This window comes from Streptomyces sp. MBT53 (genome assembly GCF_016654115.1).
GTDB lineage: Bacteria > Actinomycetota > Actinomycetes > Streptomycetales > Streptomycetaceae > Streptomyces.
In genome coordinates this window covers 1-18,356 of sequence record NZ_JAEQAZ010000046.1, presented here as the reverse complement: position 1 = coordinate 18,356, position 18,356 = coordinate 1, and the positions used below count along the sequence as shown (strand labels likewise).

Below are 18,356 nucleotides of genomic sequence, written 5' to 3'. Positions count from 1 at the left end.
GATGCGCTGCGTGGCCGCGCAGGGAACTGGGGCGGGCTCCGGGGCAGCGTACAAGGGGACACTGAGTGCTCCCCCGGGCGTCCGTTAGCGTAGTGCTTCCGCGGCGCCGAAGGAGATAAGGGTACGTTGAGCAATTCTGCCGACTCCCCCGGGACGGGTACCAGTCCTGCCGGTATCCGCCGTTTCCGTCCCGTGCGGATTCTCACGGTGGCCGTCTTCGCCCTCGCGGGACTCATCTTCTTCACCAGTTTCAACACCGCCAAGGGCACCAACATCCGCACGGACGCCTCCCTGCTGAAGCTGTCCGACCTCATCCAGAACCGCAGCGAGAAGAACGGCCGGCTCGACGACGCCAACGGCGTCCTGCGCGACGAGGTCGACGCCCTCCGCAAGGAGGACGACACCGGCACGGGCGCCGACGACGAGAAGCTGACGAAGCTGGAGCGGAGCGCGGGCGCGCAGCAGCTCAAGGGCAAGGCGGTCACCGTCACCCTCAACGACGCCCCGCCCAACGCCACCGCCAAGCTCCCCGGCTATCCCGAGCCGCAGCCCGACTACCTGGTCATCCACCAGCAGGATCTGCAGGCCGTGGTGAACGCCCTGTGGCAGGGCGGCGCCCAGGGCATCAAGGTCATGGACCAGCGGCTGATCGCGACCAGTGCCGTGCGCTGTGTGGGCAACACCCTGATCCTCCAGGGCCGGGTCTACTCACCGCCGTACAAGATCACGGCCGTGGGGGACCCGGGGAAGCTGCAGCAGGCGCTGGCGGCGTCCAAGGCGATCCAGAACTACATGGTGTACGTCAACGTCTACGGGCTCGGCTGGAAAGTGACCGACGACGGGACGGTGACTCTTCCGGGGTACTCGGGCACAGTGGATCTGCACTACGCGAAGCCAGTGGAGTAGGCGTCCGTACGGGAGCTGCCGGTGCGCGTGATCGTCAGGAGCGTCAGCGAACTCTGCATCACCGTGGGCACCCTGATCGTCCTGTTCGTGGTCTACGTGCTCTTCTGGACCGGTGTGAAGGCCGACCACACGATGAGCGACCAGATCCACCAGCTGCAGAACCAGTGGTCGCGGCAGACCGCCCGCCCCAAGGCGGCGCCCACGCCCACCGCTCCGGCGAAACCGGCCGCGTACAAGGACGGCAGGCCCTTCGCGATCATGTACATCCCGCGGCTTGGTTTCACGTGGAACAAGCCGGTTCTGGAAGACACGGACGTGAGCACCCTCCAGAAGGGGCTGGGGCACTACGCCGGCACCGCACAGCTCGGGCAGGTCGGGAACTTCGCGGTGGCCGGGCACCGGCGGACCTACGGCAACCCCTTCGTGGACTTTCCCGAGCTCCGCAAGGGTGACGCGATCGTCCTGACCGACGGGACGACCTGGTTCACGTATCGGATCGACAAAGGGCCTTACAAAACAGTGCCCACCGACATTGAGGTGATCGATCCTGTGCCACGTAAGTCCGGGTACACGGCCTCGGGCCGCTATCTCACGCTGACCACGTGCGATCCGGAGTGGGGGCACAGCCACCGGCTGATCGTCTGGGCACACCTGGACTCCACACAGCCTGTGGAGGCCGGGAAACCAGCCGCGCTGCGCCGTTAGTCTGGTGGCGTACGGCGTGAGTCTGGATGCCGTGGTGCGACGGAAGGGACGGCATGTACGGCTGGATCTGGCGGCATCTGCCGGGCAACGCATGGGTCAAGGCGCTGATTTCGCTCGTCCTGGCCCTGGCCGTGGTCTACATCCTCTTCCAGTACGTCTTCCCGTGGGCCGAACCGCTGCTGCCCTTCAACGATGTGACGGTGGACAACCAGTGAGTGCACGGATTCTCGTCGTCGACAACTACGACAGCTTCGTCTTCAACCTGGTCCAGTACCTGTACCAGCTGGGCGCCGAGTGCGAGGTGCTGCGCAACGACGAGGTGTCGACCGCGCACGCCCAGGACGGCTTCGACGGCGTCCTCCTCTCGCCCGGCCCCGGCACCCCCGAGGAGGCCGGCGTCTGCATCGAGATGGTGCGGCACTGCGCCTCGACCGGGGTGCCCGTCTTCGGCGTCTGCCTCGGCATGCAGTCGATGCAGGTGGCCTACGGCGGCGTCGTGGACCGCGCCCCCGAACTGCTGCACGGCAAGACCTCGCTTGTCGAGCACGAGGGCGGAGGCGTCTTCGCCGGACTGCCCTCGCCCTTCACCGCGACCCGCTACCACTCCCTGGCGGCCGAGCCGGACACCGTCCCGGCCGAGCTGGAAGTCACCGCCCGGACGCACGACGGCATCATCATGGGCCTGCGCCACCGCGAACTGCCCGTCGAGGGCGTCCAGTTCCACCCGGAGTCGGTGCTCACCGAGCACGGCCACCGGATGCTGGCCAACTGGCTGGTGGAGTGCGGCGACCAGGGTGCCGTGGCGAGGTCGGCGGGGCTCGCCCCGGTGGTGGGCAGGGCCACGGCGTGACCGCGCTGCGCCCCGAGCGCGAGTCCGAGGCCTCGTACGGGGAGCAGCCGTACGGGGAGCCGGGCGCGTTCGAGGAGTGGTACGACGCGTCGGCCCAGGGCGCGTCCGGGGTGCCGTACGGTCCGATCGACGAAGAGACCATGGCGCTGCGGATACCGGAGCCGCCGCCGGTACGGCGAGGCCATGGCCGGTCCATACCGGCCTCTGACGCCTCATCCGCCTCCTCCGTCACAGGAACCCCGTCGGGCGGCCGTGCGGCCCGCAGAAAGGCCGCCAAGGGCCGTCACGGGCGTCATGGGGGCGCCGGGTCGGCTGAGGAGACTGCCGAGGGGCTCGAATCCGGTGCCGTCGGTGCGTCCGGCGGATCCGGTGCGCCCGTCTCGCGGGTCGAGGCGCGACGGCGGCAGCGGGCCAACAAGCCGGGTGCCGCGGTCGTCGCGAGCCGCGCGATCGGCGAGGTGTTCATCACCACCGGTGTGCTGATGCTGCTGTTCGTCACCTACCAGCTGTGGTGGACGAACGTACGGGCGCACGCGCAGGCCGGCAGCGAGGCGAGCCAGCTGCAGAACGACTGGGCGAGCGGCAAGCGCGCGCCCGGGGAGTTCGAGCCCGGGCAGGGTTTCGCCATCCTGCACATCCCCAAACTGGACGTGGTCGCGCCGATCGCCCAGGGCGTCAGCAACAAGAACGTGCTCGACAAGGGCATGGTCGGGCACTACAGCGAGGGCGCCCTCAAGACCGCGATGCCGGACGCCAAGACCGGCAACTTCGCGCTGGCGGCGCACCGCAACACCCATGGCGAACCGTTCCGGTACATCAACCAGCTCAAGCCCGGCGACGAGGTCGTCGTCGAGACCCAGACCACGTACTACGTCTACAAGATGACGAAGACGCTGCCCGTGACGTCGCCGAGCAACACCAGCGTCATCGACCCCATCCCCAAGGGCTCGGGTTTCACCGCACCCGGCCGGTACATCACGCTGACGACCTGTACGCCGGAGTTCACCAGCAAGTACCGGTTGATCGTCTGGGGCAAGATGGTCGAGGAACGGCCGCGCAGCAAGGGCAAGCCGGATGCGCTCATCGAGTAGGGGCAGATGAACGTGGCAGCGACCACCGACGACACCGAAGAGCAGACCGACACGCCCGCGTCGCCGCCGGACCGCCCCCGCGGCACCGGCCCGGTCGCGAAGCTGATCAGCCTCTTCGGTGAACTCCTCATCACGGCGGGCCTGATCCTCGGCCTGTTCGTCGTCTACTCCCTGTGGTGGACGAACGTCGTCGCCGACCGCACGGCCGACAGACAGGCCGACAAGGTCCGCAACAACTGGTCCAAGGACAAGGACACCGGTCCCGGCGCGCTCGACACCAAGGACGGCATCGGCTTCCTGCACGTGCCCGCCATGAAGAACGGCGAGGTGCTGGTCGAGAAGGGCACCGGGACAGACGTCCTCAACGACGGCGTCGCCGGCTACTACACCGACCCGGTCAAAGCCGCCCTCCCCACCACCGGCAGGACCGGCAACTTCACGCTCGCCGCCCACCGCGACGGCCACGGCGCCAAGTTCCACAACATCGACAAGCTCAGGAAGGGCGACCCGATCGTCTTCGAGACGAAGGACAAGTGGTACGTCTACAAGGTCTACGACATCCTTCCCGAGACCTCGAAGTACAACGTCAAGACCCTCGCCCAGATCCCCGTGGAGTCCGGCAAGAAGAAGGCCGGCCACTACATCACGCTGACGACCTGCACACCGGTGTACACGTCCCGGTACCGCTATGTGGTGTGGGGCGAACTGGTCCGCGTCGACAAGGTGGACAGCGCGCGGACCCCGCCGAAGGAACTGCGCTGAGACCGCCGGCATGACGGAGCCCCGGCACCCTGAGAGGGTGCCGGGGCTCTCGCGTGTGTCTCGCGGGTACCGCTAGCCGTTCGAGCCCCCGAAGAAGCCCCCGTTGTTCCCGCCGTTGTTGTTGCCGTTTCCGACACTCACGGTGGTGAGGGTGATCGTCGTGTTGCTCGGGTCGACCGTGTTGCCCACGCCCGGGTCGATCCCGGTCACCAACGCGTTGTCGCTCTGGTCGCTGCCGTCGGCGAACTGGATGTTGGTGAAGCCCTGTGCCTGCAGCGTCTGCTTGGCGTTCTTCACCGTCTGGCCGAGCACAGCCGGGACCTGGACCTGCGTCGACTTGCCGATCTGGATGTTGACCGTGGAGTTCTTGTCGACCTGTGTGCCGATCGCGGGGTCGGTCGAGACGACCTTGCCGACCAGGTTCGGGTCGCTGGTGTTGACCTCGGTGCAGTTGCCGACGAGGTTGTTCTGCGTCATCTGCGCCTTGGCGTCGTCACAGCTCTTGCCGCTGACGTCCGGGACGGTGGACTTCGCCTGGGCCTTGGCGACGGTGAGGGTGATGGTGGTGCCCTTCTCCACCTCCGCGCCGAGCTTCGGGTTCTGCTCCAGGACGGTGCCCGGGTCCTCCGCGGACACCTGCTGCTTCGTCTCCACCTTGAACTGGTACTTGTCGCCCTCAAGGGTCGTGGTGGCGTCGTCGACGTTCTGGCCGAGGACGCTCGGTACGACCACCTTCGGGGCGCCGGTCGAGACGACCAGGTTGACGGTGTCGCCCTTGTTGACGTCGACACCCGGCTTCGGGTCCTGCGAGCAGACGCTGCCCTTCGGGGCGTTGTCGCAGGCCTTGCGGGTGGGCTCGGCCAGCTTCAGGCCGGAGTTGACCGCCATGGTCTTCGCGGTGTCGTAGGTCTGGCCGACGAAGTTGGGTGCCGCGAACGGCTTGTCCGCGCCGCCCTTGCCGCTGAACGCCCACTTGCCGATCAGGATCGCGCCCACCAGCACCAGAACGGCCGCCACGACCAGCAGGATCGTCGAGGTGTTCGACTTCTTCTTCTGCTGGCGGCGCCGGTCGGGGCGGTCGTCGTAGCCGAAGCCGCCGTCGTCCGGGTTCATCGGGGGCAGCATCGTGGTGGCGCCGGCGTCGGCGCGCAGGGCCGTGGTGGCCTGGTCGTCGCCGTAGCCGCCGTAGCCGACCGAACCCATCGCCGCCGTCGCCGCGACCGGCTGGCCGTCGAGGCAGGCCTCGATGTCGATGCGCATCTCGTCGGCGGACTGGTAGCGGTAGTTGGGGTCCTTGACCAGGGCCCGCAGCACGATCGCGTCCATCTCGGGCGTGATCTCGGGGTCGAAGACGGACGGCGGCTGCGGCTCCTCGCGCACGTGCTGGTACGCGACCGCGACCGGGGAGTCGCCCACGAACGGCGGCCTTACGGTCAGGAGTTCGTAGAGGAGACAGCCCGTCGAGTAGAGGTCCGAGCGGGCGTCGACCTGCTCGCCCTTGGCCTGCTCCGGGGAGAGGTACTGGGCGGTGCCGATGACCGCGGACGTCTGCGTCATCGTCATGCCGGAGTCGCCCATCGCGCGGGCGATGCCGAAGTCCATCACCTTGACCTGGCCGGTGCGCGTCAGCATGACGTTGGCCGGCTTGATGTCGCGGTGCACGATGCCGTTGCGGTGCGAGTACTCCAGGGCCTGGAGGATGCCGATGGTCATCTCCATGGAGCGCTCCGGCAGCAGCTTGCGGCCACTGTGGAGGAGCTCACGGAGGGTGGAACCGTCGACGTACTCCATGACGATGTACGGGATCGAGACCCCGTCGACGTAGTCCTCGCCCGTGTCGTAGACCGCGACGATCGCGGGATGGTTGAGCGAGGCGGCCGACTGGGCCTCCCGGCGGAACCGGGCCTGGAAGGAAGGGTCGCGCGCAAGGTCGACGCGCAGCGTCTTCACCGCCACCGTGCGGCCGAGGCGTGTGTCATGGGCGAGGTAGACCTCCGCCATGCCACCACGGCCGAGCACCTGGCCCAGCTCGTACCGGCCGCCGAGGCGACGCGGCTCTTCCATAGTTCCCTACCAGCCCTCTCCGTCGGTCCCGACCCGCACGGGTGTGCGGTCGGAGGCTAGCCGTCCGGGCCTACCGTACCCGGCTGGCTCTGTGTGACCTGGCCAAGCCCGTCACCCGATACAGGACCGGTATCGCAACGTGCACCGATGTGAAGGGGACGTGAGCGGGGTCACTTCTTGCTGTTGATGACCGCCTCCATCACGCTCTTCGCGATCGGGGCCGCGAGACCGCCGCCGGAGATGTCGTCACGGTTGGCGCTGGAGTCCTCGATGACCACGGCCACGGCCACCGGCGAACTGCCGTCGGCGAGCTTGGCGTAGGACAGGAACCAGGCGTACGGGTTCTCGCTGTTGGCGACACCGTGCTGGGCGGTACCGGTCTTGCCACCGACGGTGACACCGCTGATCTGCGCGTTCTTGCCGGTGCCGTCCTTAACGACCGTCTCCATCATCGACTGCAGGATCTGCGCGTTCTTCGACGACAGGGGCTGGCTCAGCTCCTGCGGCTCGGTCTGCGCGATGGTGTCGACGTTCGAGGACTGGAGCTTGTCGACCATGTACGGCTTCATCAGCTTGCCGTCGTTGGCGACCGCGGAGGCGACCATGGCCATCTGCAGCGGGGTCGCCGCGGTGTTGAACTGGCCGATCGAGGAGAGCGCGGTCTGCGACTGGTTCATGTTGTCGGAGAAGACCGAGGCGCTGGAGCGGATCGGGGTGTACTGCTCGGAGCCGAAGCCGAACTTCTTCGCCTCGGCCAGCATCTTGGCGTTGCCCAGGTCGGAGCCGACCTTGCCGAACACGGTGTTGCAGGAGTACTGCAGCGCCACCCGCAGGGTCGCGTTCTTGCAGGGGATGTTGCCCTCGTTCTTCAGCTGGGTCGTGGTGCCCGGCATGGTCCACGGCAGCGGCGAGTCCGTCGCCTCGTCGGCCGAGTTGTACAGCCCGTTCTCCAGCGCGGCCGACGCGGTGACCACCTTGAAGGTGGAGCCCGGCGGGTAGGTCTCGCGCAGCGCCCGGTTGAGCATCGGGTCGTTCGGGTCGTACTTCTTCTGCAGCTTCTGCCAGGCCTTGGCGTCCGTGGTGGTGGAGTTCCCGGCGAACGTCGACGGGTCGTACGACGGATAGGACGCCAGCGCCAGGATCTTGCCGGTGGACGGGTCGAGGGCGACGACCGCGCCCTTGCCGCCCTGCTTCGTCAGACCGTTCCACGCGGCTTTCTGCGCGGCCTCGTTGAGGGTGGTGACGACGTCGCCGCCGGACTTGTCCTTGCCCGTGATCATGTCGAGGGTGTTGCGGAAGAAGAGCCGGTCGTCGGTGCCGGAGAGGATGCCGTCCTCGATGGACTCCAGCTGGTTGGCGCCGAAGGCCTGCGAGGCGTATCCCGTGACCGGCGCCCACATCGCGCCGTTCTTGTAGGTGCGCTTGTACTTGAGGTCGTTCAGCCCGGAGGTGCTGGTCTCGGTGGAACCGGTGATCGGACTGCCGTCCACGATGATGTCGCCGCGCGGGGTGGAGTAGCGGGCGATGGTGACACGGCGGTTGTTCGGGTCGTCCTTGAGGCTGTCGGCCTTGACGTACTGGAGCCAGTTGTCGCGCAGCAGCAGAGTGAGGACCAGCAGACCGCAGAAGAGCGCGATCCGGCGCAGGGGCTTGTTCATGACGGGCGGACCACCTGGGTCATCTCGGCGTCGGGGCTGGGGGCGGGCGCGGGAGCCGGCCGGCGGGCGGTGTCGCTGATGCGGATCAGGATGCCGATCAGGGCCCAGTTGGCGATGACGGAGGAACCGCCGTAGGCGACGAAGGGCATCGTCATACCGGTCAGCGGGATGAGGCCCATCACACCGCCCGCGACGACGAAGACCTGGAGGGCCATGCCGCCGGAGAGACCCACGGCGAGGAGCTTGCCGAAGGGGTCACGGGCGGCGAGGGCGGTGCGGACACCGCGCTCCACGATCAGGCCGTAGAGAAGCAGGATCGCCATGATGCCGGCGAGGCCCAGTTCCTCGCCGAAGGTGGCGAGGATGAAGTCGGAGTTGGCGGCGAACCGGATGAGGTCGGAGTGGCCCTGGCCGAGACCGGTGCCCAGCGTGCCGCCGGAGCCGAAGGCCCACAGGGCCTCCATCGACTGCGCGGAGTGGCCGAGGACGGTCTTGCTGAGCGTGTACTCCTTCATCGGGTTCAGCCAGGCCTGCACACGCTGCTGGACGTGCGACTCGAAGCTGGCCACGCCGACCGCGCCGGCCGCCGACATCAGCAGACCGAAGACGATCCAGCTGGTCCGCTCGGTGGCGACGTACAGCATGATGATGAACATTCCGAAGAACAGCAGCGAGGTGCCGAGGTCCGTCTCGAAGACCAGGATCAGGATCGAGATGAACCAGACCACCAGGATCGGGCCGAGGTCGCGGCCGCGCGGCAGGTACAGGCCCATGAAGCGGCGGCTGGCCAGCGCGAGCGCGTCGCGCTTCACCATCAGGTAGCCGGCGAAGAAGATCGCCAGCACGATCTTCGCGAACTCACCGGGCTGGATGGAGAATCCGCCGACCGAGATCCAGATCTTCGCGCCGTAGATGTTGGCGCCGAGACCCGGCACGAGCGGCAGCAGCAGCAGGACGAGCGCGCCCACCATGGAGATGTACGTGTAGCGCTGCAGGGCGCGGTGGTCCTTGAGGAAGATCAGGACGGCGGCGAACAGTCCGATGCCCATCGCGGTGTACAGCAGCTGCCGGGGCGCCGCGTTGCCCGCCTGGTTGATCGACTGCAGCAGCTTCGACTGGTCCAGCCGCCAGATGACGACCAGTCCGAGGCCGTTGAGCAGGGTGGCCAGCGGCAGCAGCAGCGGGTCCGCGTACGGCGCGAACTTCCGCACGACCAAGTGGGCCACGCCGGCCAGCAGGCCGAGGCCCAGTCCGTAGCTCAGCAGGCCGGACGGCACCTTGTCGTTGATGGCCAGGCCCACGTTGGCGTAGGCGAAGACCGGGATGACGACTGCGAACAGCAGGAGCGCCAGCTCGGTGTTGCGTCTGCTCGGTGCGCCGATGGAGCCGATCGTGGACGTGTGGTGCGTCGGCGAATTGGTAGAACTGCTCATCGTGTGACGGGGCCTCTCACGGCTTGCCTATTGCTTGCTGCACTGCGAGACGACCTGCTGCTCTTCCTCCGAAAGACTGGGACCGGGGCTGGGAGTTGCAGACTTGGTCGGGGACGGGGACGTCTTGGCCGAGGGTGACGGCGTGGCCTTGGACGTGAGGGAGGTGCTGGTGGTTCCCGTGGTGCCGCCGGCCTGGCCCTGACCCGCCGTCGTGCCGGTCGTGCCCGAGGCGCTCGCGCGCTCGGACTCCTTCTTGCACGCGGACGCCTGGACGGCCAGATCGGCGATCTTCTTCTGGGCGTCCTGGAGACCGCCCTCGGCGATCGTCGCCTTGACCTGCTTCTGCTGGTAGGGCGGCAGGTACTTGAGTTCGATCTCGGGGTGGTCCTTCTCCACCTTCGAGAGCGAGACCCAGGCGAGATCCTGGCTGATGCCCTGGTAGAGCGCCACGTGCTCGCCGTTGGTGCCGACGAAGTACTGCGTCTGCGTCCAGCGCCAGCCGCCGTAGAGACCGCCGCCGATGACGGCCAGCGTGAGCACGGTGTAGAAGGATCTCTTCAGCCACTTGCGGCCCTTGGAGGGCTTCACGAAGTCGTCGTCGGTGTAGTCCCCGAAGCTGCCCGAGGGGACGTAGCCGGTGGTGTCGCCGGAGCCGGGCGGGCCGAACTCGCCGCCCCCGCCGCCCTGTCCGGGCACCTGGCGGCCGAGCCCGGAGGCGCGTCCCGCCGGGGTCTGCATGATGCCGTTGTCGTGCAGGTGGAGCTGGTTCTCGGCGACCGCGCCGACGATGACCGGGGTGTCCGACAGCTGCGCGGCGAGGGTGTCGCCGGTGTCGAGGTCCAGGACGTCGGCGATGATCACCGTGATGTTGTCGGGGCCGCCGCCGCGCAGCGCGAGCTGGATCAGCTCCTGCACGGTCTCCTGGGGGCCCTGGTAGCTGGCGAGGGTCTCCTCCATCGTCTGGTGGGAGACGACTCCGGACAGCCCGTCGGAGCAGATCAAGTACCGGTCGCCGGCGCGGACCTCACGGATCGACAGGTCCGGCTCGACGTGGTCGCCACTGCCGAGCGCGCGCATGAGCAGCGCGCGCTGCGGGTGGGTGGTGGCCTCTTCCTCGGTGATCCGGCCCTCGTCGACCAGGCGCTGCACCCAGGTGTGGTCCTGCGTGATCTGGGTCAGCACGCCGTCGCGCAGCAAGTAGGCGCGGGAGTCCCCGACATGGACGAGGCCGAGCCGCTGCCCGGTCCACAGCAGGGCGGTCAGGGTGGTCCCCATGCCCTCCAGCTGGGGGTCCTCCTCGACCATCATCCGCAGCTGGTCGTTGGCCCGCTGCACGGCGGTGCCGAGCGAGGTGAGGATGTCGGAGCCGGGCACGTCGTCGTCGAGCGAGACGATGGTCGAGATCACCTCGGAGGAGGCGACCTCACCGGCGGCCTGGCCGCCCATCCCGTCGGCGATCGCGAGGAGACGTGGACCGGCGTAGCCGGAGTCCTCGTTGCCCTCGCGGATCATGCCTTTGTGCGATCCGGCGGCGAAGCGCAGTGACAGACTCATGCGCACCTCGCCCGTCGGCTCCGGGTACATCCGCACGGTGCCCACCCTCCGGTCGGGAGCGCGCCGGGGTCCGCCAGGCGGTCCGCCGGTGCGTGCTCGCTCCGCTCGCGCTCATTCATGACGTGGCACTACTTCCGCAGCTCGATGACGGTCTTGCCGATGCGGATCGGCGCGCCCAGCGGAATCGGTGTGGGGGTCGTCAGCCGGGACCGGTCCAGGTACGTGCCGTTGGTCGATCCGAGGTCCTCGACGATCCACTGGCCGTCGCGGTCCGGGTAGATCCTGGCATGCCGGCTGGAGGCGTAGTCGTCGTCCAGCACGATCGTCGAATCGTGCGCCCGGCCCAGGGTGATGGTCTGGCCCTGGAGGGCGACGGTCGTACCCGTGAGGATTCCCTCACTGACGACGAGTTTGGTGGGGGCGTTACGGCCCCGCCGGCCGCCCCCGCTCGCTTGCTGCTGGCGCTGCTGCGGAGGCGCCGCCTGCCGGGCGGCCTGCTGCTGCGGTCGTCCGGCTTCCCGTCGCGAGCCGCGCTGTGTGACACGCGTTCCGAACAGGTCGCTGCGGATGACCTGCACGGCCACGATCACGAACAGCCACAGTACGGCCAGGAAACCCAGCCGCATGACCGTGAGGGTCAGCTCTGACATTGCCCCCGCTTCACCCTTCGGCTTGCCGGTAAATGATGGTGGTGCTGCCCACGACGATCCGCGAGCCGTCGCGGAGCGTAGCGCGGGTGGTGTGCTGCCCGTCCACCACGATGCCGTTGGTGGACCCGAGATCCTGGATCGTCGAGGGCGTTCCGGTCCGGATCTCACAGTGCCGGCGGGATACGCCGGGGTCGTCGATCCGCACGTCGGCTTCGGTGCTGCGGCCCATCACCAACGTCGCGCGGGAGATCTGATGGCGGGCGCCGTTGATCTCCACCCAGTACCGCATCCGCGCGCCTGCCGCCGGGGCGGCCGGGGCCGACTGGAGATACGGCGCGGAACCACGGCCCGGCGGCGGCGAGGGCGGCATAGGCGGCGCGCCCGCGGGGGCGGCGGCGGGCGGATAGCCGTAGCCGCCGGGCCGTCCCGCGGCCGGAGCCGGGGGTGCCGCCGGGGCGCCGGCCCCGGGTGCCTGCTGGTTGGTGGAGGAGGCGAGCGTACGACTGCGCACCCGGTACAGACCGGTGTCGAGGTCCTCGGCCTTCTCCAGGTGGACCTTGATGGGTCCCATGAAGGTGTAGCGCTGCTGCTTGGCGTAGTCGCGCACCATGCCGGCGAGCTCGTCGCCGAGCTGGCCGGAGTAGGGGCTGAGCCGCTCGAAGTCCGGCGTGCTCAGCTCCACGATGAAGTCATTGGGTACGACGGTCCGGTCGCGGTTCCAGATCGTCGCGTTGTTGTCGCACTCGCGCTGGAGGGCGCCGGCGATCTCGACGGGCTGGACCTCGGACTTGAACACCTTGGCGAAGGTGCCGTTGACCAGACCTTCGAGGCGTTGCTCGAACTTCTTCAGGACTCCCATGGGGCACCTCCTCCGTCGTCGCCGCACTGCTTGTCGTACCGACTGCCGTGCCGGCTGCCTTGGTACTGCTTACTGATCGTATCCACGCGCCGGTAAATCGGCTGGTTCCCCCTTGTCGGCCCGTCGAACTCCTTCTGCACTACTCCTGCCCAGGATCGTAGAGGGGGCCGCAGACAAGTGTCCCGCACCTGACTGTGGACCTTGCCCGCCTCCTGGGGAGATGGCCGCTACCGGTACGAGGTTGATACGTGAACCGGCCCACGTTGATACGTAGCGAGGGGGCCGGGGTGTTCGGAAGGGGTCCCCGGTGGTCCCCGGGCCAGGTCACGGGGTGCGGATAAGGGATGTGAATCCACCCCGGGCACCGTGCTAATCTTCTGCATGTCGGAAGGCGCCAGCCCCTTGGGGGAACAGCCCGAAGACACACCCAATGCGCGGGTGGCGGAATAGGCAGACGCGCTGGATTCAGGTTCCAGTGCCCGAAAGGGCGTGGGGGTTCAACTCCCCCCTCGCGCACAACAGAAGCCCCTCAGGTCTCGGACCTGGGGGGCTTCTTCTTGTGTGGTTCTCACCTCAGGTGAGGACAATCACAGGTCTGGGCTCGCCTCAGGCGGCGAGCCGTTCCGCCAGTTCCTTGGCCTTGGTCGCCGCGTCGTCGAGGGCGCGCTCGCGGGACGCCTCGTAGAGGGGGACCAGGTCGGACATCGCCGGGTTCTGCGGGGCCATGGTGAGCTCAGGGACGATGAACTCCAGTTCCGTGCCGAGGGCGTCGACGAAGACCGCGCGGAGATACGTCTGCACGTACTCGAAGCCCTCGCGCGGGGTGCCGGGTCCGTAGGCGCCGCCGCGGCTGGCGATCACGGTGACCGGGGTGCCCTTGATCGTCGAGTCCTCGGTGCCGGCGGTGCGGCCCATGAGGATCACGTTGTCCAGCCAGGCCTTCAGGGTCGAGGGGATGGCGAAGTTGTACATCGGGGCGCCGATCAGCACCGCGTCCGCCTGCTCCAGCTCCTCTATGAGCTTCACGCGCTCGGTGAAGGCCGCCGCCTGCTCGGGCGTGTGCGTGGCCGGGTCGGCGAAGCCGGCGGTGTGGGCGTCCGCGGTGAGGTGCGGGACGGGGTGCGAGGCGAGGTCGCGGTGGATGACCGTGCCCTCCGGATGCTGCTCCTCCCAGGACGTGAGGAAGGCGTCGGCGACCGCGCGGGAGGCGGAGGCGCCTGCGGGGAACACGGAGGAGTCGATGTGCAGAAGCGTTGCCATGGGGGTCTCCAGGGGGCTGGGCTCGCCGAGCCAGTACTTTGCTCAGCAGCTGAAGTTTCGTACTCGACTATGAATAACACAGGTACTTACTTTTTTTCACCTCCATTCAAGAGGGCAGTACCCTGAAGCCATGACGGTCGAGCAGGAACACGGCACGGACCTGTGCAAGCAGGTCGACAAGGGCATCACCCGTGTCTTCCAGCTGTTCGGAAAGCGCTGGACCGGGCCGATCGTGGCCGTCCTGATGGCACAGCCCATGCACTTCTCCGACCTGCGCCGGGCGATCCCCGGCATCAGCGAGCGCATGCTCTCCGACCGCCTCACCGAACTCGGCGCCGCCGGCCTGCTCGTCCGCGAGGTCGACGAGGGCCCGCCGCTGCGCGTCTCGTACCGGCTGACCGAGGCCGGCAGGGCCCTGGAACCGGCGCTCCGGGAACTCGGCGAGTGGGCCAAGGTGCATCTGCCCGAGGGGTGGGAGTCGGGGGGCTGCTGAGGCCGCGTGGGTTTTCCACAGGCACGGCGCTGTCCACACCACACGTCCCGAGTTGTCCACAGGGTCTGACGTGTTTTCGCCACCGGCTGTACGGTCGTCGCGAGTTGATGTTCGAGCGAGCGCACGTGTGAGCGCGACGGGTGTACGGGGGAGGCGGTCGGTATGACCGAGGCCGGAATCGGTGTGGGGCGCAGGCTGCCCGGAGTGCGGGGCTTCGCCACGTGGCCGGTGGAGGGATCGCCCAAGGAAGAGGGCAGGGCGCTGCGGGAGAGCGTCCCGCGCAGCGCGCACGCCGCGCTCGACCTGGACGACTCCCGCCCCGACGCGGTGACCGCCGTCGAGGCGTCCGGCCGCGGCCGCATCCCCGGGCTCACACCGATACGGGTGGGCCGGATGGCGGCCACCCCCTTCGCCTTCCTGCGCGGCTCGGCCGGCCTGATGGCCCACGACCTCGCCCGCACCCCCATGACCCGGATCGCCGCCCAGATCTGCGGCGACGCCCACGCGGCCAACTTCGGCCTCTACGGCGACGCCCGCGGCGGCCTGGTCATCGACCTGAACGACTTCGACGAGACCGTGCACGGCCCCTGGGAGTGGGACCTCAAGCGGCTCGCCGCCTCCCTGGTGCTCGCGGGACGGGAGGCGGGCGCCGACGAGGACACCTGCCGTACGGCGGCGCACGGCGCGGTGGGCTCCTACCGCCGGACCATGCGGCTGCTGGCGAAGCTCCCGGTGCTGGACGCGTGGAACGCCATCGCGGACGAGGAGCTGGTCTCCCACGCCGACGCCCGCGACCTGCTCGGCACGCTGGAGCGGGTCTCCGAGAAGGCGCGGGGCAACACCAGCGGGCGGTTCGCGGCCAAGTCGACCGAGGCCGCGGAGGACGGCGGGCGCCGCTTCGTCGACGCCTCACCGGTGCTGCGCCGCATCCCGGACGAGGAAGCGGCGGCGGTCGCGGCCTCCCTGGAGGAGTACCTCGACACGCTCTCCGAGGACCGCCTCCCGCTGCTCGCCCGGCACACCGTGCACGACGTCGCCTTCCGCGTCGTCGGCACGGGCAGCGTCGGCACCCGGTCGTACGTCGTGCTGCTCCTCGACCACCGCGGTGAACCGCTCGTCCTCCAGGTCAAGGAGGCCCGCCCCTCGGCTCTGGTGCCGCATCTGCTGACCGCCGGGTTCGACGCGCCCGCCGTCCCGCACGAGGGCCGGCGCGTGGTGCTCGGGCAGAAGCGGATGCAGGTCGTCAGCGACATCCTGCTGGGCTGGACGACGGTCGACGGACTGCCGTTCCAGGTACGGCAGTTCCGCAACCGCAAGGGCAGCGTCGACCCCGCCGCCCTCGCCGCCGACCAGATAGACGACTACGGCCGGATGACCGGCGCCCTCCTCGCCCGCGCCCACGCCCACAGCGCCGACCCGCGCCTGGTCGCCGGGTACTGCGGCAAGAACGACGAACTGGACGACGCCATAGCGACGTTCGCCGTCACCTACGCCGACCGCACCGAGGCGGACCACGCGGAGCTGGTGGCGGCGGTGCGGTCGGGGCGGATCGCGGCGGAGTTGGGGGTCTGAGGCTCTGGTGGGGCTTGGGGTGTGAGGTCCCGGTGGGGCCGCCCCGGCACCCTCCTCGTCGTCTGCCGGGACCTGTCCGCCGAGTGGTCGGTGGCCGACTGTCCTCAGGCGTGGGGCGGCCGTGGCCTACGCTGGTCGGGTGACGACCCCGGAAGCTGAGCAGTCCCAGTCCGCGCCCGTCGGAGAACCGGTGCCGGAGCAGGCGGGCGCCGAGGTGCCGTCCGCCGCCGGAGCCGCGACGGGCGAGGGCGCCGTGCGCGAGGACAGCGGGGGCGGAGCGGCCGGCACCGGCCCGGTGGAGGACGCCGCCGGCACCGGCACCGGCCCCGCCGACAACCCGGCCCCCCGGCCCGAGGAGCGGCTGGAGCGGGCCGTGCGGGCCGCCGAGCAGGCGTTGATCGAGTACGAGATCGCGGTGGACACCTTCCGCATCGAGGTCGAGAACTTCTCCCGGCTGCACCACCAGAAACTCGGCCCGATGTACTCCCGGCTCGACGAGCTGGACGCGCAGATCGCCGAGGCCAAGGCCGCGCGCAGCGGTGACCCCGAGGACATCCGCCTGGCGGACGAGGCCCGGGCCCGGGTCATGCCGATGCCGGCGGTCGAGGAGCTGTTCCACGGCTGGATGGACGGCGACGGCCTGTTCCCGGAGGCCGCGGCGATGCTCACGGACCAGCCGGTCCGGCCCCCGCAGCGGGTGCGCCCCAGCGAGGAGGCCCGCAAGCTCTACCGCGAGCTGGCCCGCAAGGCCCACCCCGACCTGGCGCAGGACGACGGCGAGCGCAAGCGGCGCGAGGAGTTCATCACCCGGGTCAACGCCGCCTACAGCCGCGGCGACGCCCCGCTGCTGCGCGAACTGGCCGAGGAGTGGGCCGCGGGACCCGCCCCGGCGGAGCGCGGCCCGAGCCCCAGCGAGGAGCTCTACGCCCGCCTCGAGTGGCTCGCCCAGCGCAAGGAGCTGCTCACCCTCGTCGCCCGAGAGCTGGAGGAGGGCGCCATCGGCTCCATGCTCCGGATCGCCCCGGACGACCCCGACCGGCTCCTGGAGGAGATCGCGGACCAGCTGCTCGCCCAAGTCGCCGAGCGGGAGGCCGAGTTGGCGGACCTGCTCGGGCAGCCGGACACGTCGGCCGGAGCGTCGGGTAGCGTCGAGTCATGAGTTTCGGAGCTGGTGTGCCCACGGTCGAGGTCGGCGACCTCAAGGACGGCGACTTCCTGCTGGACGTCCGCGAGGACGACGAGTGGCAGGCGGGTCACGCCACGGGGGCGCTGCACATCCCCCTCAGTGAATTCGTGGCCCGGTACGGCGAGTTGACCGAGGCGGCGCCGCAGGACGGCAGGGTCCATGTGATCTGCCGCTCCGGCGGGCGCTCCGCCCAGGTCACGAACTATCTGACCCAGCAGGGCATCGACGCCGTGAACGTAGACGGCGGTATGCAGGTCTGGGCCGCCGCGGGCCGCCCGGTCGTCACGGACGAGGGCGAGCCGGGCTTCGTGCTGTAGTCGCAGCTGTGGTCGGCGGGGGCTAAGCCAGCGGATGGGCCGCCAGCAGATCCCCCAGTGCCTCCTCGTGTGCCGCCGCCGGGCCGAGCGACAGCTCCAGGTGCTTGGCCCAGGCGTGGTACCGGTGCAGAGGGTACTCGGTGTCGGCGCCGAACCCTCCGTGCAGATGCTGCGCGGTCTGCACGACCCGTCGTACCCCCTCCGACGCCCAGATCTTGGCGACCGCCAGGTCCGCTGCGGCGGGCAGCGCGCCCGGTGCGCCCGAGGAGATCCGCCACGCGGCCTGCCACAGCGTGGCCTCCATCGCGCGCAGGTCGATGTACCGGTCCGCGGCCTGCACGGCGACGGCCTGGAAGGTCGCGACCGGGAACCCGAACTGCTCGCGCTTGCCCGTGTACTCGGCGGTCATCCGCAGGACGGCGGTGCCGAGCCCGAGGGCCAGCGCGCAGGTGCCGGCGGTCAGCAGGTCGCGCAGCCACTCCCAGGCGCCGTCGGCGTCGATGACGTCGACCACCGCGATCGGCACGGATTCCAGGCGCAGTTCGGCGAGCCGCTCGCCGGTGGTGGAGATCTGCTCGGCGAGTACGACGCCGTCGCGGTCCGGGGCCACCAGCGCGAGGACGCTCCGGTCGGCGTCCGTGTGCGCCGGTACGACGACCAGGTCCGCGTTGTACGCCCACGGCACCGCCGTCTGCACGCCGTCCAGCAGCCACCGGTCGCCGTCCCGCCGTGCGGTCACGGCCAGCTCGGCCGGGTCGTGGCCGGTCCGCCCGTGCGCGGCGACGGTCAGCACGAGGTCACCGCGGGCCGCCCGCGCCAGCAGGCCGGACCTCAGCTCCTTGCTGCCGAAGGCCTGTACGGCCGCGGCGGCGGCGCTGCTCTCCAGGAGCGGCACCCTGGCCAGCACCTTCGCGGACTCGCGCAGCAGCAGACAGAGGGCGACGGCGTCCAGGCCGGCGCCGCCGTACTCCTCGTCGAGCAGCAGGCTCAGCAGGT

Annotated in this window: 18 protein-coding genes and 1 tRNA gene; 11 read left to right on the top strand and 8 right to left on the bottom strand. The window is 69.4% G+C overall.

The annotated features are described in order from the left end of the window. Positions 1-126 precede the first annotated feature (126 nt). Genes JHN45_RS18640 through JHN45_RS18615 form a run of 6 tightly spaced genes read left to right on the top strand, consistent with a single transcriptional unit; the run spans position 127 to position 4,314 of the window. Entirely contained in the window at positions 127-906 is a 780-nt protein-coding gene (locus JHN45_RS18640) for a DUF881 domain-containing protein (RefSeq protein WP_200713827.1), read from the top strand. Between the two features lie 21 nt (positions 907-927). Beyond that, positions 928-1,611 (top strand): class E sortase, encoded by a 684-nt coding sequence (locus tag JHN45_RS18635; RefSeq protein WP_201049790.1) that lies wholly within the window; start codon positions 928-930, stop codon positions 1,609-1,611. A 26-nt stretch (positions 1,612-1,637) separates the two neighbouring features. After that, a complete protein-coding gene (locus tag JHN45_RS18630; RefSeq protein ID WP_200713825.1) occupies positions 1,638-1,826 on the top strand; it encodes a hypothetical protein in 189 nt (62 codons plus the stop codon). After that, positions 1,823-2,461, top strand: a complete 639-nt coding sequence (locus JHN45_RS18625) for an aminodeoxychorismate/anthranilate synthase component II (protein ID WP_200713824.1) — start codon at positions 1,823-1,825, stop codon at positions 2,459-2,461. Before JHN45_RS18630 ends, JHN45_RS18625 begins: the two co-directional genes overlap by 4 nt. Beyond that, a complete protein-coding gene (locus JHN45_RS18620) occupies positions 2,458-3,552 on the top strand; it encodes a class E sortase (protein ID WP_201049789.1) in 1,095 nt (364 codons plus the stop codon). Before JHN45_RS18625 ends, JHN45_RS18620 begins: the two co-directional genes overlap by 4 nt. 6 nt (positions 3,553-3,558) lie before the next feature. Continuing rightward, on the top strand, positions 3,559-4,314 hold the full coding sequence (locus JHN45_RS18615) for a class E sortase (protein ID WP_200713822.1): 756 nt from the start codon (positions 3,559-3,561) through the stop codon (positions 4,312-4,314). Between the two features lie 72 nt (positions 4,315-4,386). Here JHN45_RS18615 and pknB read toward each other — a convergent pair whose 3' ends face one another. The 6 genes from pknB to JHN45_RS18585 form a co-directional block, all read right to left on the bottom strand. After that, positions 4,387-6,378 (bottom strand): Stk1 family PASTA domain-containing Ser/Thr kinase, encoded by a 1,992-nt coding sequence (gene pknB, locus JHN45_RS18610; RefSeq protein WP_201049788.1) that lies wholly within the window; start codon positions 6,376-6,378, stop codon positions 4,387-4,389. Positions 6,379-6,548: 170 nt separating this feature from the next. Then, entirely contained in the window at positions 6,549-8,036 is a 1,488-nt protein-coding gene (locus JHN45_RS18605) for a penicillin-binding protein 2 (RefSeq protein WP_200713820.1), read from the bottom strand. Beyond that, positions 8,033-9,469: an FtsW/RodA/SpoVE family cell cycle protein gene (locus JHN45_RS18600; RefSeq protein ID WP_200713819.1), complete on the bottom strand. Its 1,437-nt coding sequence runs from the start codon at positions 9,467-9,469 to the stop codon at positions 8,033-8,035. The genes JHN45_RS18605 and JHN45_RS18600 overlap by 4 nt, the downstream gene beginning before the upstream one ends. A gap of 27 nt (positions 9,470-9,496) precedes the next feature. Continuing rightward, positions 9,497-11,053 (bottom strand): Stp1/IreP family PP2C-type Ser/Thr phosphatase, encoded by a 1,557-nt coding sequence (locus tag JHN45_RS18595; protein ID WP_200713832.1) that lies wholly within the window; start codon positions 11,051-11,053, stop codon positions 9,497-9,499. 98 nt (positions 11,054-11,151) lie between these two features. Continuing rightward, a complete protein-coding gene (locus JHN45_RS18590; RefSeq protein WP_200713818.1) occupies positions 11,152-11,673 on the bottom strand; it encodes an FHA domain-containing protein in 522 nt (173 codons plus the stop codon). Between the two features lie 10 nt (positions 11,674-11,683). Further along, entirely contained in the window at positions 11,684-12,532 is an 849-nt protein-coding gene (locus JHN45_RS18585) for a DUF3662 and FHA domain-containing protein (RefSeq protein WP_200713817.1), read from the bottom strand. A gap of 432 nt (positions 12,533-12,964) precedes the next feature. Between JHN45_RS18585 and JHN45_RS18580 the strand changes: the two genes are divergently transcribed. Then, a tRNA-Leu gene (locus tag JHN45_RS18580) sits at positions 12,965-13,048 on the top strand. Between the two features lie 90 nt (positions 13,049-13,138). Here JHN45_RS18580 and JHN45_RS18575 read toward each other — a convergent pair. After that, positions 13,139-13,792, bottom strand: coding sequence for an FMN-dependent NADH-azoreductase (locus JHN45_RS18575; RefSeq protein ID WP_201049787.1), 654 nt, complete (start codon positions 13,790-13,792; stop codon positions 13,139-13,141). Positions 13,793-13,922: 130 nt separating this feature from the next. Here JHN45_RS18575 and JHN45_RS18570 point away from each other — a divergent pair, with 130 nt between their 5' ends. From JHN45_RS18570 to JHN45_RS18555, 4 genes are all read left to right on the top strand, one after another. Next, the gene (locus JHN45_RS18570) at positions 13,923-14,285 is read left to right on the top strand and encodes a helix-turn-helix domain-containing protein (RefSeq protein WP_200713815.1); all 363 of its coding nucleotides are present in this window, start codon (positions 13,923-13,925) and stop codon (positions 14,283-14,285) included. A 162-nt stretch (positions 14,286-14,447) separates the two neighbouring features. Further along, positions 14,448-15,857 carry a DUF2252 domain-containing protein gene (locus JHN45_RS18565; protein ID WP_201049786.1) on the top strand — a complete coding sequence of 470 codons (1,410 nt, stop codon included), beginning with the start codon at positions 14,448-14,450 and terminating at the stop codon, positions 15,855-15,857. A 139-nt stretch (positions 15,858-15,996) separates the two neighbouring features. Beyond that, positions 15,997-17,016, top strand: coding sequence for a J domain-containing protein (locus tag JHN45_RS18560; RefSeq protein ID WP_201049785.1), 1,020 nt, complete (start codon positions 15,997-15,999; stop codon positions 17,014-17,016). 14 nt (positions 17,017-17,030) lie between these two features. Then, positions 17,031-17,360, top strand: a complete 330-nt coding sequence (locus JHN45_RS18555) for a rhodanese-like domain-containing protein (protein WP_093627907.1) — start codon at positions 17,031-17,033, stop codon at positions 17,358-17,360. Positions 17,361-17,382: 22 nt separating this feature from the next. Here the strand turns inward: JHN45_RS18555 and JHN45_RS18550 are convergent. Next, positions 17,383-18,356: acyl-CoA dehydrogenase family protein (locus JHN45_RS18550; RefSeq protein WP_201049784.1), on the bottom strand; the 974-nt coding region annotated here is incomplete at its 5' end.

What these genes read in the sequence shown, in the direction of transcription:
- JHN45_RS18630 (WP_200713825.1), top strand. Translation starts at nt 1,638, where the DNA reads ATGCCGTGGTGCGACGGAAGGGACGGCATGTACGGCTGGATCTGGCGG.
- JHN45_RS18615 (WP_200713822.1), top strand. Translation starts at nt 3,559, where the DNA reads ATGAACGTGGCAGCGACCACCGACGACACCGAAGAGCAGACCGACACG.
- pknB (WP_201049788.1), bottom strand. Translation starts at nt 6,378, where the DNA reads ATGGAAGAGCCGCGTCGCCTCGGCGGCCGGTACGAGCTGGGCCAGGTG.
- JHN45_RS18605 (WP_200713820.1), bottom strand. Translation starts at nt 8,036, where the DNA reads ATGAACAAGCCCCTGCGCCGGATCGCGCTCTTCTGCGGTCTGCTGGTC.
- JHN45_RS18600 (WP_200713819.1), bottom strand. Translation starts at nt 9,469, where the DNA reads ATGAGCAGTTCTACCAATTCGCCGACGCACCACACGTCCACGATCGGC.
- JHN45_RS18595 (WP_200713832.1), bottom strand. Translation starts at nt 11,053, where the DNA reads ATGTACCCGGAGCCGACGGGCGAGGTGCGCATGAGTCTGTCACTGCGC.
- JHN45_RS18590 (WP_200713818.1), bottom strand. Translation starts at nt 11,673, where the DNA reads ATGTCAGAGCTGACCCTCACGGTCATGCGGCTGGGTTTCCTGGCCGTA.
- JHN45_RS18585 (WP_200713817.1), bottom strand. Translation starts at nt 12,532, where the DNA reads ATGGGAGTCCTGAAGAAGTTCGAGCAACGCCTCGAAGGTCTGGTCAAC.
- JHN45_RS18575 (WP_201049787.1), bottom strand. Translation starts at nt 13,792, where the DNA reads ATGGCAACGCTTCTGCACATCGACTCCTCCGTGTTCCCCGCAGGCGCC.
- JHN45_RS18570 (WP_200713815.1), top strand. Translation starts at nt 13,923, where the DNA reads ATGACGGTCGAGCAGGAACACGGCACGGACCTGTGCAAGCAGGTCGAC.
- JHN45_RS18565 (WP_201049786.1), top strand. Translation starts at nt 14,448, where the DNA reads ATGACCGAGGCCGGAATCGGTGTGGGGCGCAGGCTGCCCGGAGTGCGG.